At 35.2% G+C, this 16,630-nt stretch carries 14 protein-coding genes; 4 read left to right on the top strand and 10 right to left on the bottom strand.

The genetic code is table 11. The annotated features are described in order from the left end of the window. Positions 1–173: 173 nt before the first annotated feature. On the bottom strand, positions 174–935 hold the full coding sequence (locus PTZ02_RS04290; RefSeq protein ID WP_274226582.1) for an EFR1 family ferrodoxin: 762 nt from the start codon (positions 933–935) through the stop codon (positions 174–176). Between the two features lie 206 nt (positions 936–1,141). Here PTZ02_RS04290 and PTZ02_RS04285 point away from each other — a divergent pair, with 206 nt between their 5' ends. Further along, positions 1,142–1,723 carry a TetR family transcriptional regulator gene (locus PTZ02_RS04285; RefSeq protein ID WP_274226581.1) on the top strand — a complete coding sequence of 194 codons (582 nt, stop codon included), beginning with the start codon at positions 1,142–1,144 and terminating at the stop codon, positions 1,721–1,723. 111 nt (positions 1,724–1,834) lie between these two features. On the opposite strand, the gene PTZ02_RS04280 is transcribed toward PTZ02_RS04285, so the two are convergent. From PTZ02_RS04280 to PTZ02_RS04270, 3 genes are all read right to left on the bottom strand, one after another. Next, positions 1,835–2,368 carry a GNAT family N-acetyltransferase gene (locus PTZ02_RS04280; RefSeq protein ID WP_274226580.1) on the bottom strand — a complete coding sequence of 178 codons (534 nt, stop codon included), beginning with the start codon at positions 2,366–2,368 and terminating at the stop codon, positions 1,835–1,837. Positions 2,369–2,405: 37 nt separating this feature from the next. Continuing rightward, on the bottom strand, positions 2,406–3,284 hold the full coding sequence (locus tag PTZ02_RS04275) for a carbon-nitrogen hydrolase family protein (protein ID WP_274226579.1): 879 nt from the start codon (positions 3,282–3,284) through the stop codon (positions 2,406–2,408). Between the two features lie 184 nt (positions 3,285–3,468). Beyond that, positions 3,469–4,362 (bottom strand): ketopantoate reductase family protein, encoded by an 894-nt coding sequence (locus PTZ02_RS04270; RefSeq protein ID WP_274226578.1) that lies wholly within the window; start codon positions 4,360–4,362, stop codon positions 3,469–3,471. 157 nt (positions 4,363–4,519) lie between these two features. Between PTZ02_RS04270 and PTZ02_RS04265 the strand changes: the two genes are divergently transcribed. Continuing rightward, complete coding sequence (locus PTZ02_RS04265; RefSeq protein ID WP_274226577.1) at positions 4,520–5,107, top strand: TetR/AcrR family transcriptional regulator; 588 nt, start codon at positions 4,520–4,522, stop codon at positions 5,105–5,107. Positions 5,108–5,163: 56 nt separating this feature from the next. On the opposite strand, the gene PTZ02_RS04260 is transcribed toward PTZ02_RS04265, so the two are convergent. Together PTZ02_RS04260 and PTZ02_RS04255 are read right to left on the bottom strand one after the other, a co-directional pair. Further along, complete coding sequence (locus PTZ02_RS04260; protein ID WP_274226576.1) at positions 5,164–6,033, bottom strand: alpha/beta fold hydrolase; 870 nt, start codon at positions 6,031–6,033, stop codon at positions 5,164–5,166. Positions 6,034–6,335: 302 nt separating this feature from the next. After that, entirely contained in the window at positions 6,336–6,905 is a 570-nt protein-coding gene (locus tag PTZ02_RS04255; protein ID WP_274226575.1) for a flavodoxin family protein, read from the bottom strand. Between the two features lie 587 nt (positions 6,906–7,492). Here PTZ02_RS04255 and PTZ02_RS04250 point away from each other — a divergent pair. Then, positions 7,493–12,334: a TIM-barrel domain-containing protein gene (locus tag PTZ02_RS04250; RefSeq protein ID WP_274226574.1), complete on the top strand. Its 4,842-nt coding sequence runs from the start codon at positions 7,493–7,495 to the stop codon at positions 12,332–12,334. Between the two features lie 158 nt (positions 12,335–12,492). Here the strand turns inward: PTZ02_RS04250 and PTZ02_RS04245 are convergent, their stop codons facing one another. The 4 genes from PTZ02_RS04245 to PTZ02_RS04230 form a co-directional block, all read right to left on the bottom strand. Next, positions 12,493–13,323, bottom strand: a complete 831-nt coding sequence (locus PTZ02_RS04245; RefSeq protein ID WP_274226573.1) for an SDR family oxidoreductase — start codon at positions 13,321–13,323, stop codon at positions 12,493–12,495. Between the two features lie 25 nt (positions 13,324–13,348). Then, complete coding sequence (locus PTZ02_RS04240; protein ID WP_274226572.1) at positions 13,349–14,116, bottom strand: EFR1 family ferrodoxin; 768 nt, start codon at positions 14,114–14,116, stop codon at positions 13,349–13,351. A 347-nt stretch (positions 14,117–14,463) separates the two neighbouring features. Beyond that, on the bottom strand, positions 14,464–15,045 hold the full coding sequence (locus PTZ02_RS04235) for a TetR family transcriptional regulator (RefSeq protein ID WP_274226571.1): 582 nt from the start codon (positions 15,043–15,045) through the stop codon (positions 14,464–14,466). Between the two features lie 121 nt (positions 15,046–15,166). Further along, complete coding sequence (locus PTZ02_RS04230) at positions 15,167–15,577, bottom strand: peptide deformylase (RefSeq protein ID WP_274226570.1); 411 nt, start codon at positions 15,575–15,577, stop codon at positions 15,167–15,169. A gap of 379 nt (positions 15,578–15,956) precedes the next feature. On the opposite strand from PTZ02_RS04230, the gene PTZ02_RS04225 reads away from it, so the two are divergent. Next, complete coding sequence (locus tag PTZ02_RS04225) at positions 15,957–16,439, top strand: hypothetical protein (RefSeq protein ID WP_274226569.1); 483 nt, start codon at positions 15,957–15,959, stop codon at positions 16,437–16,439. Positions 16,440–16,630: the final 191 nt, after the last annotated feature.

Genomic DNA, 16,630 nt, shown 5'->3' with positions numbered 1-16,630 from the left:
TATTAGATACATCTTTAATAGTATTCACTATTGTAAATACATGGTAACTACATTATATCAAGAACCACATTAAATGTATTGTAGAAAAACACATCAAATTTTAAATAAAATTTTTAATGGCCTTCCCTACCTCTTCTACTTTTTCTATCATTAACATATGACCAGCTCCTACTCTATTTATAATCTGGATGAACATATCTATCCTTCTTTATTGTTTCTTTCCCATTTTGAATTGCTTTTTTAGGACATCTATTAATACATGCAAGGCAGGCAGTACAGTTATTTCCCCAAAGAGGTTTATCTTTTAAGGTTATATTATTAGTTGGACATACTTTCTCACACTTTCCGCAGTTTACACAGTTATCATCTGCATAGAACTTTTTACGTTGACTGGTAAATACAATTTCATGTAACACTAATCCAAGTTTTGTAGATAATAGTGCTTTAATATCTGAGTTTTTGTACATTATTATTGCTCTTTTTCCCTTAATATCTTGCACAAATTTACTGATTATAATTTCAGAATCATCTAATAATTTCTTATTATATTCTTTATCCCTAATATTAAAATTTCTCAAAATAATATTCCCAGGCATGGTTATTTCAAACCAACTATCTAGTTTGGGTAATTTCTTCTTAAAGGTTAAATATGCTGCCTCAACATGATTAGCATAATTTATTACTGAATAAACATATTTATTGCTAAAATCAATCTGCTTTGATAATCTTTCACAGAACTCTAAAACCATCTTTGGTGGATTTGCCGTATAACATGGAAAAACAAAACCTATTCTTTCTTCATTGTTATATATAGATAAGTCCGCATTTGAATTTAAGAGATCCGGGATAAAAATAACCTTCTCATTCTCAATATTTGAAGCAATTTTCTTTGCTATTGCTGCAGAATTACCTGTGCCGCTAAAATAAAAAATCATAAAAACTTCCTCCTAAAATTATAGATAATTAAATACTACTGTCAAACTCAACACATATTGCAAAAGCAACACATGTCTCTTATACTAAGAATATATACTATGCTTATATGCTTTACAATCAACAGATTTAAGGAAGTGTCGGTTAGGTAACACTCCTTTAAATCTGTCCGTTAAATAAATAATTTCTTTTGAGAGGAGGTTTATCAATGGCAACAATGAATGAAAATGATCCAAGAGTAAAAAGAACACGTGACCTAATAATCAATGCGTTTATTTCAGAGGTCTCTAAAAAAGGTTTCGAATCTATTACGGTGAAGGATATTACCACCACTGCAACCATAAACCGTACAACCTTCTACGCACATTTTACTGACAAATATGATCTTCTTGATACACTTATAGCTGAAAAATTCTCAGAACTTCTATCAAGCAAGATTCAAGAGGAACTCTCTATAAACGAGCATTCAATACGCAATTTGGTTCTTTGTCTTTGCGATTTCTTTGAAATGATAAAGGCTACCTGTGATTGCGGATATATTTCCATACTTCCGCTAATCGGAAATAAGATAACTGAAGAGCTTTATTCTATTATATATACAGCTCTAAAAATTGAACCCGTATTGGCTGAACATGAAATAATGCGTATAGAACTAATTTCAACAATGATAAGCACTTCAATTTATAACGCTGTTTATCGATGGAAAATGCAGAAAACTCCAGTTGATCAAGAAATCTTAATTCAAGATGTGATAGACTTTATTCTTACTGGTATAAAAAATAAGCTTTAGCTACAACTAGCTAAAGCTTATTTTCTTCATTTGTTAAACTTATTTCTTACTTAAGACATTTATCTATATCCTATACTATAAGCTCATAGTTAAGTGATATCTTTCATATAATTAATGTTTATTCTGTAACTTCCAATTATTCTTACTATAAACATACTCATAGGACTTAAATGTTTTATCAAGAGATTCTGAATAGAATGAACCTTCTTGTTCGAGGGTAAACCCACATTTTTCAATCAATCGTTTAGATGATTTGTTATCTTGAAAACAACAAGCATATACGTATTCTATTTCATTAGAAAATAGATAATCCAAAATCTTATAAGTTACTTCCGTCATTATTCCTTTATTATGGTAATCACGATTAAGTGCAAAACCCAATTCTTTTGTATCTTCTCTTCCATTCTCAGAATCATTATTCACTGCAATATGGCCAATCACTTTTCCATTTTCTTTATTTTCTATTGCATAAACATTACTATTTTGAATATTTCTTTTTAGCACTTCTTTTGAAGTTGATAGACTTTCATGATGCTTCCATCCAGCCATTTCTCCAACACCATCTTGACTGCAATAATCATATAAATCTTCTAAGTCTTTTTCTTCAAAATGACGAAGAACTGTTCTATCAGTTTCTAATCTCATATATATCCCTACTCTCTATAATATTTGCTTTCTTTTGCTATTTTCTGTAATCCTTTCTGATGAATGGCTCTTCAATACTTTCAGAAATAAGTAATTTGTACTTCTGTGGATGTCTATATGCATTACCATGTACTTCACTACTTCTATACTCTCTGATTTCATCTATAGGAAAGTCAGCTATATAAATTCCCTCTCGTTCATCAGCTTCAATAATAAGGGTATCTCTTGAACTAAAATCTGAAGGCCTGTACGCAATTCCATCAAATGCAGAAGAATGGCCATTGCAGTCAGGTTTGCCTTTTGGATAATTTACTGTTGCAATACCAACCATATTTTCATATGCTCTTGCTCGCAGTTGTGAAATGCGATTTATCTCCATAGGGCAAGCGTTTGGTACTAAAATAATCTCAGCGCCTTTTAGCATAAGAATTCTCGCACTTTCTGGGAATTCCCTGTCATAGCAAATCATTGCACCTATTTTTACATTACCTTGCTTAGTATCTAAATCAGTAACATAAAAATCTTCTCCTGCCGTAAGTCTACATTCATCGCCAAAATCACAGGTATGTACCTTTGCATAGGTAAGTACCTTGTTACCAAAACGATCAAATAGACAGAGGGTGTTCCTTGGTAATGGCTCATACGCTTCAAGAAATGTTATTCCTATAGCCATATTAAGTTCTTTTGCAAGTTCACCAAATGAATTAACAAAATTACTATTAGCAGATACAGCATTTGCCTTCAATTCATCTATATCTTCAGGGATATTATAACCGACGCTCCACATTTCAGGAAACAATGCAATATCTGCACCCATTTCTTTCGATCTTCTGCAATAGTTCAATCCTTTCTGCATATTGCCCTCTAATGTATCTTCAGGCATAAGCTGCAATAAAGCTACTTTAAGATTTTCCATATTAAAGCCCCCTTTAAGATTACTTCTTGTATCTCACTAAAAATCAATTATCTTTCTATTATAACATATTTTGTAAAAGTGCATTGCTAACGAACCAGGTTTATAAGAATAAAAATAGCCTTAACCAAGTAATATACTTGATCAAGACTAAAAACTTCTGTTACTTATAAATTTAATGTTTATTTCATGGTCTATCACGTATCTTTTTATTAAATATCTCATCTAACTGCATTATTTCTTCTTTTGCACTTACAGCATGGTTTCCAAGCAAAACATCAATGGTAAACTCTATGCTGAGCATCTTTCTGTACATATTAATAATATCCATTTCTGACATTTCTCCTAATGCCTTAGTTTCTGGTGGGATTACTGGAATTCCAGCTTGGGCTACCATATGTATATTTTGTTTTAACTCTGTGGCAATGTTTAGTAAGGTGCTTTCGCTTTTTGCTGTTTCTATATCCATCATACCAGTATTGGTATAAAAATGTTTTATAACTATAGCAGTTGCTGTATGGGAAATGTGAAATGCTGTTATGTTTTCTTGTATTTCATAATGTAAATTTGAAGCTTCAAATATTTGCGCAAGTTCTTTCACTCTTTCGGTAATTTGTCCATTTATTTCACCAAAAATAGTTCCTTGATGCTTTTCGGAACCAAATTGTGCATACAGAATACCCTCCTTCATATCTCCACCTGCGCCTGGAAATCCAGGAAGCAATCTGTCTCCTACAATTTCAAGCCAGTGGTCATATCCCATAGTATTGGTTAAGGTGATAATAGTTTTACTACGATTATTCTTAATTGTATGCAGCGCAGATTCAGCCTGATCATAACGTACAGTAACAAAGATGAAATCATAAATATCATCATCTTCCAATTTTTCGATTGTCTTAATAGACATACTCTTTATCTTTCCATTGTCGTTATATCGTAATCCATCATTTTTTAATTCCTCTAACCTCTTTCCTCTCGATAGTAGTGTGACATCCATTCCAGACTGAGCAAATCTGAGTGCATATATACTTCCAACCACCCCTGCTCCAAATATCAAAATTCTTTTTTGCTTTATATTCATATTGTCATTCCTTTCTTAAAATTATTCACACGTTGTTTAAGCAACACCTGTATGATATTATATTAGTACGATGCTCTTATGACTACAACCATCAGAATAAATGAAAAGTTGCTTAAACAACAAATTTTAAAATTTGATGTTTTGGAAAGGAATATATATGGTAAATCAAGAAGATCCAAGAGTTTTACGCACACGACAATTAATAAGGGACGCCTTCAGCATTTTATTACAGAAAAAAGGATTTGATGCAATTACTATAAAAGATATTGCAGAGAGAGCTTCTATTAACCGTGCTACCTTTTATGCACATTATGAAGATAAATATGCTTTGTTAGAAGAAATTACAGAACAAGCTTTTTATAAGATGATTCCTGAAGAAGTTATGTCTGCTCAGGAATTTACAGATGAAATATGTAACAAATTAATCTTATTAACACACAATTACATTGTAACTTTTTATAAGATATGCGGATGGAATTCCAAATCCATCGCTACGCTTGTTGACAATAAGATAAAAAATATGCTTGAGCAAACTATAGGAGATATATTTTCGAAAGGAAATACTTTCAGTATAAAAGACAACCTAAATATAAAAATCATTTCAGCCATGACATGTTCAGCTATCTATAGTGCTACTTATTCTTGGTTTATATCTGGTGAAAATAATCAAATCAATTTACTTGTAGATATTGTCCGTCCCTATGTAATGAAAGGTCTGGATTTATATCGCACTAGTAATGTATAACTATCTTATTTTTTTCAGCGAGGATTTATATCAATTCATTAGTATAAATCCTCCCTTTAGTATTCTACCTTGTGTAATATATTCCTTAGCGTTAAAGCCCATTCATCAGGCATATCCGCTAAGGAACCATGATGTCCTGGAAAGGTCACCAGCTCACACTCTAATTTCTCTGCTAAAACTTTATTACTTATTGCATACCATGTCTTCTTATTTAAAGACCATTCTCCAACTGCCATAAATACCTTGACACCACTCTTCTTAAGTCTTTCAACATCTGGCATATAGTTAGTAACTTGGAGCAATTCAAGCTTCATTGGGATATCTGCTTCATTATTTGAACTTTTATGATGTTCATCTGTTGGACTGTTGTATTTTCTTATATATTCTTCTGCCTTTTTTGATGCCTTAATCATCTTTATTACAGGAACCTGAGCACCAAACATAAACCTAAGTGATGCAACTGTTGACCCAAAGCGAAATGCTGTTAAATATACCCTAGCAAAAAATCGTTGCCATTTTGGAGCTTCTGGATGCATCCTTGCCATTGGTGCTTCGTGGGCTATCACAGCAAGAACAGAACCTGGATATGTCTTTGCCATATCCAGTGCAATTACTGCACCTGCACTATTACCAAATACAAAACTTGATTCCTCACCTACTGCGTGTAAAATAGCTACAGCATCACGACTTTGCTGGCCAATCTCAAAATTCTGAGGGTCATTTATCGTACTTCGTCCATTTGCACGACGATCATAAGTTATAACTTTATACTCATTGCTAAGTATATCTGCAAGACCTGAATAGTATTTTCCCTCACCAGCAGGAATCAACAATAGAGTTTTACCATTACCACGTACTTCGTAGTATAAGTTATCACCTTCAGTTGTTACATATCCGCACTCTATATTTTTATCTTTTGTAATCATACTAATTACCTCCTATTTTTTATTATTAAAATTTATAATTCACTTAACTTCAAATTCTTGTTGTACACCTATACTTTGAAGAAATCTTTATTATCCTAAACTTCTCTAAATATTATATATCGCTTTATCTTTTTCTCTCAAGGAACTAAACAGTTCTGTAATAAAGTTAATCATTTCACTGCTATAATATGCAAAAGCAGTACTTGAACATCACAATTCCTGATTTCAAGTACTGCCTTATCTATTTAATCTTTACTTCTCCAATTATTCTTCTAATAGTATACGGAAATAAAACATCATCATCATTTTGCGAGCAACTTCCTTGCAAATATTCTTGCACCATTCTTTGCATCCACTGTTTGAAATGATGCTATGTTGTCCTCATCTCGGACAGAATACATCCCCATATATTCTAAATTTGAATGTTCACATAATCTCTTTATGCCAGTTTCAAAAGGACCTGCACCATATTCTGCATCATATCCATGTGTAGCTATTATTGCCACCTTTTTACCTTCCCATAAAGAACCTTTAGCTCTACCGTAGAACTTATTAAGTCCATAATGCCTATCAAGCAAAGCCTTCATAGGTGCTGTGCAATACCATGAATATATAGGTGTAGCCAAAACGATACAATCACAGGCAATTATTTCTTCCATAATTTCCAATACATCATCTTGTTGTATGCAACCATATTTATCACTTATATTCTGACAGGCATAGCACCCTTTGCAAGGCAAAATATGTTTTTCTGACAAGCAGATGTATTTAACATCAGCCTTATTATTTTCAAGTTCAGCTAAAAATGGTTTTAACAATTCAACTGTATTTCCTTTTAATCTAGGACTAGCCATCAAGACACAAAATTTCAATTTCATTATCCCCTCTCAAAATCATTCCCATTACCTATCAATAATAACATTAATCACTTTTTAGAGACATCCCCTGTGCTTAATTCCTAAATAAAAATTGTCCATTTATTCCTTTGATGAGTCAACATAACGCCTTTTAAGAATACATAAAATCTCACTTGAAGGTGGCAGTGCCCACTGCTATAATGGAAATATATGGAAGGAGGTGTTTTATGTAACTTTACACTTTAATTAGGGGGGGATAAGTAAAAATGAATTTAAAAGGAAAACTGAAACGGCACATAGCATTTCTGATTGTGCTTTTCTTCGCGCTCACCAATGTATACGTAATCAAATCATATGCAACAGGACAGTTAAATTCGAGTGTCGGAGTCAAAGTATCTTCTGAAGAAGCTAAAACAGGAATCATCATAGGGAATGTCAGGGTACAGGTTTTGTCTTCAACCCTTGTAAGACTAGAAGTAAAGGGGACAAAGGGGTTTGAAGACCGCAAGACGTATTTTATTGTGAACCGTTCCTGGTCCGGGACAGAGTGTACACGGACAACAGTTGACGGCTACGAATATATAAACACATCCCAATTTATTGTGAAAGTACCACAGGGAGCAACGTCTCTAACTGGTATTGACATCACAAAACCAGATGGAACTAAGATTTGGACCTACACCTCACTGCCAAGTGAAAAGGTTTGGCTACCCACAATAAGCGAAAAAACCATGGCTTGGGCAATTGCCGACAACCCTAGAATGGTACCAGCAGAATGGGGCTATAATCTAGCTCCAACTGAAACCGTTAACAATGGCTGGGATTTGAACAACAATGCTCCTGATATGTATGTATTTTTGCCCAATGGAGATGGCAAACAGCTTCGAAAAGATTTTTTAGACCTTACAGGACATACAGATATGGTACCACTCAGTGCTTTAGGATACTGGGACAGTCGTTGGTACAAATATACTGAGGACTCAGCACTAAAGCAAATAGATGACTACAGGGCACATGACATTCCACTTGATAATCTGGTTATTGATACTGATTGGCGTGTAAATGGTTCAACTGGGTATGATATAGCCACTGATTGCTTTCCAGATATGACTAAGTTCTTAAGCGAGGCCCATGACAAGAATGTAAGTGTTATGTTCAATGACCATCCAGAACCTGTGGCAGGCGCATTGGATACCAAGGAAGTTACTTTCCGAAACAATGGACTCAGAAGCTTACTTGATAAAGGACTAGATACCTGGTGGTATGACAGGAACTGGAGTGTTGCATTAACTCCACCAACTGGTCTTGTGAAAGAGACCTGGGGAATGTATATGTATAATGGGATTACCGCGGACGTTAATAAAAACAAACGTTCCATGATTATGGCTAATGTAGATGGAATAGACAATGGATACCGCAACACCGCTCCATCAATTGCATCACACCGTTACCCAATTCAGTGGACTGGTGATATCCAACCTGACTTTGCATCCTTGCAGCGAGAGGTTGATAATGCAGTTTATAGTGGTATGTATGCAGCCTATCCATACATCAGTGCTGATTTAGGTGGACATACATCAAACCCTACCCCTGAAGGATATATAAGATGGCTTCAATATGGTGCTCTTTCTCCTATAACAAGGCCTCACTGTACGTTAAATTTAACAAGAATGCCCTGGACTTTTGGAGAAACTGCAGAGAATATAACACGAGATTTTGTTAAAATGAGATACCGCTTACTCCCACTTTTCTATTCACTAGCAAGAGAAAGCTATGATACAGGAATGCCTATGCTAAGACGCTGCGATTTTTATTACCCTGGTTACAAAGAAGCAAGTAGCAATACTCAATACCTTTTAGGAGATGGAATACTTGTAGCACCTGTATTGGACGAAACCAGCGGTTATAATGTTGTTCCATCTGACTGGCTAAAAACAAGCGATGGTTCAATGGGCCTTAAGGGTGAATATTATGCAAATAGTGATTTATCAGGCAGCCCGGTTTTGACCAGAACTGACAGTTCAGTGAATTTTAATTGGGGAACCAACAGCCCTGCAAGTGGAGTACCAGCAGATAACTTTAGCGCTAGATGGACAGGAAATATTACCGTAGGAGACCAGGATGCAATTTTGGCTACCACTATTGATGATGGAGTCCGTATGTATATAGATGACAAGCTTGTGATAGACGCATGGGGACCTCATGATTCATCAACACTTGATGCAAATGTCTCATTAGCTAAAGGTACAACCCATTCTATCAAGATAGAATATAATGAAGGTTCCAGAAATGCGCTAATTAGTCTAAAATGGAGAGCTGCGACCCCAAGCATGAACGCTACCAGAACCTTATGGATTCCGGAAGGGAACTGGATTGATGCCTGGAGCGGAAACATAATAACAGGCCCTCAGACTATCACTGCTAATGTTCCAATTGATAAAATGCCAATGTATATCAAAGCTGGAACCATGGTACCACTTGCTCCGGAAATGTCATATACCGGAGAAAAACCATGGGATCCTGTTACTTTAGACTTATATCCAAGTGTTGTTAATGAGGCAAAAGGACAGCTATATGAGGACGACACAAAGAGTAATGACTATAAAGATGGAGCTTTTAGAACTACTGAAATGAACGCCAAAGTAGACAATGCTACTAAGAAAATCACTGTAAATATAGACCCTGCTCAGGGAACCTTTAATGGAGCCATAAGTGAACGTTCATGGGTAGTAAGACTGCATAAAACTGCGGAATGGAAAAATCCTATTCCAAAATCCGTTACTGTAGATGGTGTAAATACTGAATTTTCAATTAAAACCAAAGATGAAAATGCAATGCCTTTCGTAAACAATGGCGGTTCACGTGATGGTGATATTGTTGAGGTGGTAGTGCCCAAGGCAGCAGTATCAGATAAAAGAGTAATAGAAGTAACCTACTCTGTAGAAGCAAATAACGCTGATAAATCCAGCTTAGTATCAGTACTAAGCGAAGCAGATAAAATATTACAATCAGCTTCTGAGGAAGATTATACAAAAGATTCTTGGGAAGCATTAATGAACACTCGTAATACAGCAATATCAGTGAATAATAGTGCTGACCCTTCACAGATAGAGGTAGATGCAGCAACAAAGGCATTAAAAACAGCTATAGATAAGCTTACCCTTGTAAATCCTAAAATCGAGGTTAATGATTTTAAAGGAAAATTATTTAAAGAAGCTGTTAACCTAACTGAAGAAGGAAAAATTGCATGGGCTCAATATGGCCTAGGAAGTGCAACTGGTTTCAATCATAAAAACGGAAATGACCAGATTAGTGAGCTAAAAGTCATTGGAAACGCAGGCCTTGAACAGGTGTTGGATTCAAGAATCACCATGTCATGGAATGATGGCGCTCCAGTGAAAAAGGCTGACGGAGTAATAAATTCATCCTTTATCCGCAATCCTGGTAATGCTTCAGAGTTTACGGTAGATCTTACATCTCATGAAACACAGAGATTGAAGGTTTATACCACTACTTGGAAAGCAAAAGGTAAGCTTGAGGTATTCAAAGAGGATGAAAACGGCTTGAAGATACCTATTGAGTACGTTAATAAGGATGGAGTCACACAACCTGCAGTTGCATATTATGACTCCCCTGCTGGTAACGAATATAATATGTGGACATTGGATTTAAATCCGGATAGCAGTAAGGTCGGTAAACAGAGATTATACATTCGGTATACTACTGATAGCACCTATGTATATGGCGGAAACACGTCTATACAGGGAGCAACTCTTGCAGCAGTGGACCCTACTCAAAAAGATTATATTACAGGCCATGGAGAAGCCTTTACTGGAAAAGTTAACTTATCTCAGGAAGGTACAACCTCTTGGGCCCATTATGGTCTGAATGATGCAAATTCCTACAATTATAAGAGCGGAGCTCAGCTTATAGGAGATCTTATCAGCTCTGCAGGTAAGAATCGTTTGGGGGATTCACAGATAAATATGTCCTGGAACGATGGCGCCCCTGTTCAGAGCGCTGATAATGCGACTCAAGCAGTATATGTATGGGGTGCAAACAAAGGATCTGAAATCAAGGTGAAAGTTGACAAGCCAAGCAGATTAAAAGTTTATACAACCACCTGGAGAAATGACGGAAAATTTGAGGTTATTTCTGAAGATGGCAAATCAAAACCTGTTATTGAATATTTCAGTTCTCCAAATGGCAACGGCTATACTTGCTGGACTGTAGATTTCATACCTGGCAGTGGGTTTAAAGCTCAAACTGTAACAGTAAGATATACAAATGACATGGAAGGAGGAAATACTTCTATTCAAGGAGCTACCCTATCACCGTTAAAAAATCTCCTTGAAAAAATACAGCCAGTTCCTGATATAGAAATAGAAAGCGGTACTAGTATGGAAGAAGCCCTTTTAACCCTTTCTAAAACCACTACTATTACTGACAATTGGGGGCAGGTTTATGAAGTTCCTCTAAACTGGAGCATAGAAGACTTTGACAGCAGCAAGGCTGGTCAGTTGACTGCAACAGGCACCTTCACTCTACCAGAAGATGTAGAACAGCCTGATACTCCAATTGATTTAAAGGTAACTTCAAAAGTCACTGTAAAATATGTGCCACCACTAGATAAGATCACTCTCACTGCTGATAAATTTATTTTAAAGCCTGGAGACACAGCAAAATTGTCAGTAAGTGGAGTTTTAACTGATGGCAGTCAAACAGACTTAAGCCACAGCACAATAATATACCGCAGTGATAATAAATTGATAGCATCAGTTGATAATAATGGAGTTGTTTCAGGAATAGGAGAAGGAAAAACAAACATTACGGTATCTGTAACTTTGCGTGGGGTAACCAAAACAGACACCATCAGCGTTATGGTGGATAAAACTCCTCCAGCATACAACTTTACCTTAAATGGAGAAGTAATAAATAAAACTGCAGTGTTTGATGATAATCTTCCACTGACCTTTAGCATTTGGGATAATCTCTCAGGTATTGATTCAGCACAACTTGTCATTGGAGATAAGACCTATACTATTGATCCTAAAACTCAGACCAAATTAACACTAGACTTCATTGGAAAACCAGGAAGCTATACAGCTGTTATAACGGCTAAAGACAATGCTGGCAACACTCTTGAGGATAACTTCTCATTTAGAGTGACAACAAGTATAACTTCTATGAGAAGTCTCATATGTAACTATATTAAAACAGATGAACTCTGTGGACCAATAATAGTTCAACTTAACAACAGTCTTAACCAAGCGCAGCATCAGCTTGATAAGGGAAGGAAAGACAATGCTATAAAACAAATGCAGGACTTCAAAAAACACCTTAACAACGATGTTTGGGCTATAAACGTAGGGAAAAATGCTAAAACAGTCTTAAATGCTGATGCAGATGCAATTATTAAAATCTGGTCAGGTAAAAGTGAATAGGATTATTATAGATAAGTAATTCCAAAAACCAAAATCTTAATATATTAGACTTGATAAAAAAATTACTACAGAGAAACTTTCTCTGTAGTAATTTTTTCTATATATAAAATACGAAGTTCTTCATTCATTAGTCATGATTAGTAGCATTTGTCACTAAATCATTTTTTAAAATAGTCCCCTTGTTCGAGATCCTCAATCAGGGTAGTATGCACTGGCCTCCAGTTCAAAAGTTCTTGAGTCTGTGCACTTGACCTTGGCATGTCAAAAGCTGCAATAGGACCTAGGAAACCAAAGTGAGCCTCTGCCTCCTCGCGTTTAATACTGACTACTGGTAAGTTCAGATGACGACCTATTACATTTGCAATATCACGGAACGGTATCCCCTCATCTCCAACCCCATCCAACTTCGACCCTGCCGGAGCAGTTTCTAATGCTAAACGAAAAAGTCTTGCCGCATCTTTACGATGTACTGCTGGCCAGCGGTTGGAACCGTCACCAATGTATGCAGAGAAACCTTTTTCACGGGCAATATTGATTAATCTTGGAACAAATCCCTTATCACCATCCCCATGTACTGATGTTGAGAGCGACACCACTGATGCCCTCACGCCACGTTTTGCAAGTGCCAAAGTAGCATTGTCTGATGCTGTACCATTTGCATGAGCTGTAGTCAAAAATGGCTTGCCAGTACCCTCAAGTACTTCCCCTATAGCCTCGATTGCTTTTAAATCTGTAGCAAGTGAACCAGCAAAATCAGAGAAATCGTGCTTAAATGCTAGATGAATAACTCCATCTGCAATTGCAGCTCCACTTCGAAGGCTATCTAGATCATCAAGTGAACCTAGATGCACTTCGGCTCCAGCTTCCTTTAATTTTAATGCACCATTGTCTGAACGTGTTAACCCAATAACTTTATGTCCAGCATTAATAAGTTCACGTACAACCTCAGAACCAATATATCCTGTTGCTCCTGTTACAAAAACACGCATAGTAAAATCCTCCTTAAAAATTTATTTATAATTTTTTGTTAATCATATCAGCTAGTGTTATGTCTGGGTGATGATAACGGCCACGGTTTTGTGTTTTATTCTTAATGTTGATAGCTTGTTTAGGACACCACTGAACACAAGCAACACACTGCTCGCAATGATGTAAAAATATTGGCTTGCCGTCTTGCATTTTTATATTTTCTACAGGACAAACCTTACTGCAGGTTGCGCAGCTGTTACAAGCTTCGCTTACATTGAACGCTTTATCCCTTTTTGCCAGCCACTTTATGAAAGGCCCATGAAGTAGTATCATTGGATTATTTTTAGAAGGTGGCTTTACAGATAGACTTTGAATGTCTTTAATAACTTGCTTTGTGGCCTGAGCTTGTGCCTTTGCTTTAGTATCAGCATTACTTCCCATGGGGTACAAACCAACGTAATTAGAAAAGCACCTAACTGTTTCACCGTAGCTCAGTTTTCCACCCTTGCCATCAATGGTTTTGCTGATATTTGTCAAACCGCCGGCACTCCCGCTTCCGCTTGTACAAACAGCAAAAATAAAGCTGCTTTTATTTTCTGCAAGGTCAAGTGCTTTTACAAACCTCTCAACTGCCCCCGGCAAACCTCCACCATAAACAGGATACACAAAGCCAATTCGCTCATATGTACCGCTTAACTTGTGCGATTTCCCCATTGAAATTAACTCACAGTCTTCAATTGTAGCAGCAATATCTTTTGCCACTTTTAGACTGTTACCAGTACCGGAAAAATAGAATATGATATTCTTTGACATTTCAAAACCCCCTAAAGTAATTACTATTTTTCAAATCTTGATTCGTGCCGTCTCCCGACATAATAATTGTCTTAACCCACATATTTTCTAGCAAATTCAGAGTATCAAGCAGTGGTTTTTTATATATTTGTTACTAGTTACACTATTTATTTTTTGTAACTTGTGATATTAATATTATCACAACTCATTACAAATTACAATACATCAAATATGTAACCTGTAATGTTTTTTTAAAATGTTTTTTCCTCTGTCAGCTTGACCAAGTTCTTGTAAAGTATGAGAAAAGTTTGGAAATATAAATAAAGCCCTCAACAATCCTATTCGGAAAGTCCAGGGCTAAAAATGATTCATTTATTAGGGTTTTTAAGTCCTCTTATTAGAAGATTTATAACAGATTCTATGTTTTGCTTTCTATTATGAGCTTTGAATGAGTTCGGATGGATAAAAGCGCTGGTTGCATGATATACAGCTATTGCTGCTTGATTGGGAAACTCTTCAAAAAATATTCCCTCTTTAATTCCTTGTTCTATAATCTCTTTAATCCTACTTATTCCATCTTCAATACTTTTTTCTATTACATTCATAGAACTTTGGGCAAGTTTAAGATAATTTGCAAACATTTCAGGATCATTAACGCTACTTCGACGTTTAGCTTCCGCAAAGTCCTCAAGTAAACGAAAAAGCTTAATATCTGCAGGTATATCTTCTTTTAAAATATCCTCTGAATGAGCATGCAAATTTGAAAGCCATCGTTCTGTAACAGCATTCCAAAGGTCAGTTTTTCCATTATAATATCTATAAAGCGCAGCATGGCTAACTTTTAATGATTTTGCTACGTCTGAAATATTCGCTTTGTCTGGTCCGAAACGTCGAATAACTTCTTCTGCTGCATTGAGTATTATTTCTTTATCTAACGAAATCTTTTCCAAATTTATCACCTCTTTGATTTTACAATTATATCACTGTTAGTTTCAGGCTTCAAGTTGCGTTAATTGTAACTACAAGACGAACACTGATCTTTTAATCTATAATTCCAATTTAATTATTCAATTAGATTATGATGCCCTCAAAATGATCCATTTCATGTTGAATTATTTGTGCTGTAAATCCAGTAAACACTTGCTTTTGCTTTTTAAAATTTCTATCAAAATATTCTACTTCTATCATTTCATATCTTTTTGCTTTTCTAAAGCCAATTAAAGATAAACAACTCTCTTCTGTTTCATAAGGCTTTTCTTTCTTTAATATAACTGGATTTATCATAGGCACTATAAAGCTCCCTACTGTAAATACCAATATACGTTTTTTTACTCCAATCATATTACCTGCCAAACCAACACAATTTTCTAAGTTTGCTCTTAATGTATCTATTAAATCATCAACAACTACTATATCATCTTTAGTTGCCTCTTCTGATTTTTGTCCTAAAAACAATATATCTTTTACAATTGGTTTTATCATAATTCATACCTCTTTTTTCAGTTATATTTTACATTTTTAACTCAAAGAAATTATAACATAAACCAATGATACTTTTAATATCATTGGTTTACTTCTTAATATTTAATCCTGTTTTATTTATTTTAGTTGTTCATGTATACGCTTTATAAGAATATTATTCACTTCCATTTGCATTTTACTTACAAATGAATAAAAAATGAAAACTCATCTATTAATATGTAGACAACCTATATGTTTTATGATATACTAATAAAATTACAGAAGAATGTGCCTTATAGCACAAAACAATTTTATCCATAAATTAAGATATTATTTGACTCTTGTGATCTTTATTGCAAGAGTCTTTTGTTTTTTATGGCAACAGAAATAAGGAGGAAAAATGGAAATTTTAATAGTATTTTTACTAAAACTACTCGACAACACTCTAGGAACAATGAAGAATATATATTTAGCCCGGGGGAAGTTCTTCTTTTCGAGCTTGCTAGCAGCATTGTCTACCACTATATACATGATTGCTGTTGTGAGAATGGCAAAGTCAGATGGCATACTCAGTGTCATGGCAATATGTGCCGCAACATTTATCGGAACCCTGATTCCAGGGCTTGCTGTTAAAAAGTCTGAGAAGGAGAAGCTTTACATCTTTGATATCACAGCAGACAACATGCATAGCGGTAAAGAGTTTGCAGATATATTAAGAAGTGCAAACATTGCGATAAAAACCAGCGTTGTCTATGACAAGATGATGATAAAGACACTTTCCATAAAGGCATACTGTGCCAACAAGGAAGAAAGCAAAAAGGTGAATGATGTCATATCCCCAGCTTTCAAATACAATGTTTATGCACCAATGAGTTTTGATTAAGCTCGGCATAAGTACCATGAAAAATTAACTCAGATGAACCTCTAAATAAAAAACAAATTACAAAATGACATCTAAAAAAATTGTTTATTAGGTTATTTAGAGTTTCTTTTAAAATCTTCTATAAAAACATTTTATTTTGTTCCTGTCATAACATGATTAATAAACAAATCAATTATTTTTAAAGTTGTACT

It is taken from the genome of Clostridium sp. 'White wine YQ' (assembly GCF_028728205.1).
GTDB lineage: Bacteria > Bacillota > Clostridia > Clostridiales > Clostridiaceae > Clostridium_T.
Note: the sequence above shows the minus strand (reverse complement) of the source record. Positions and strands in the feature narration are given on the sequence as shown.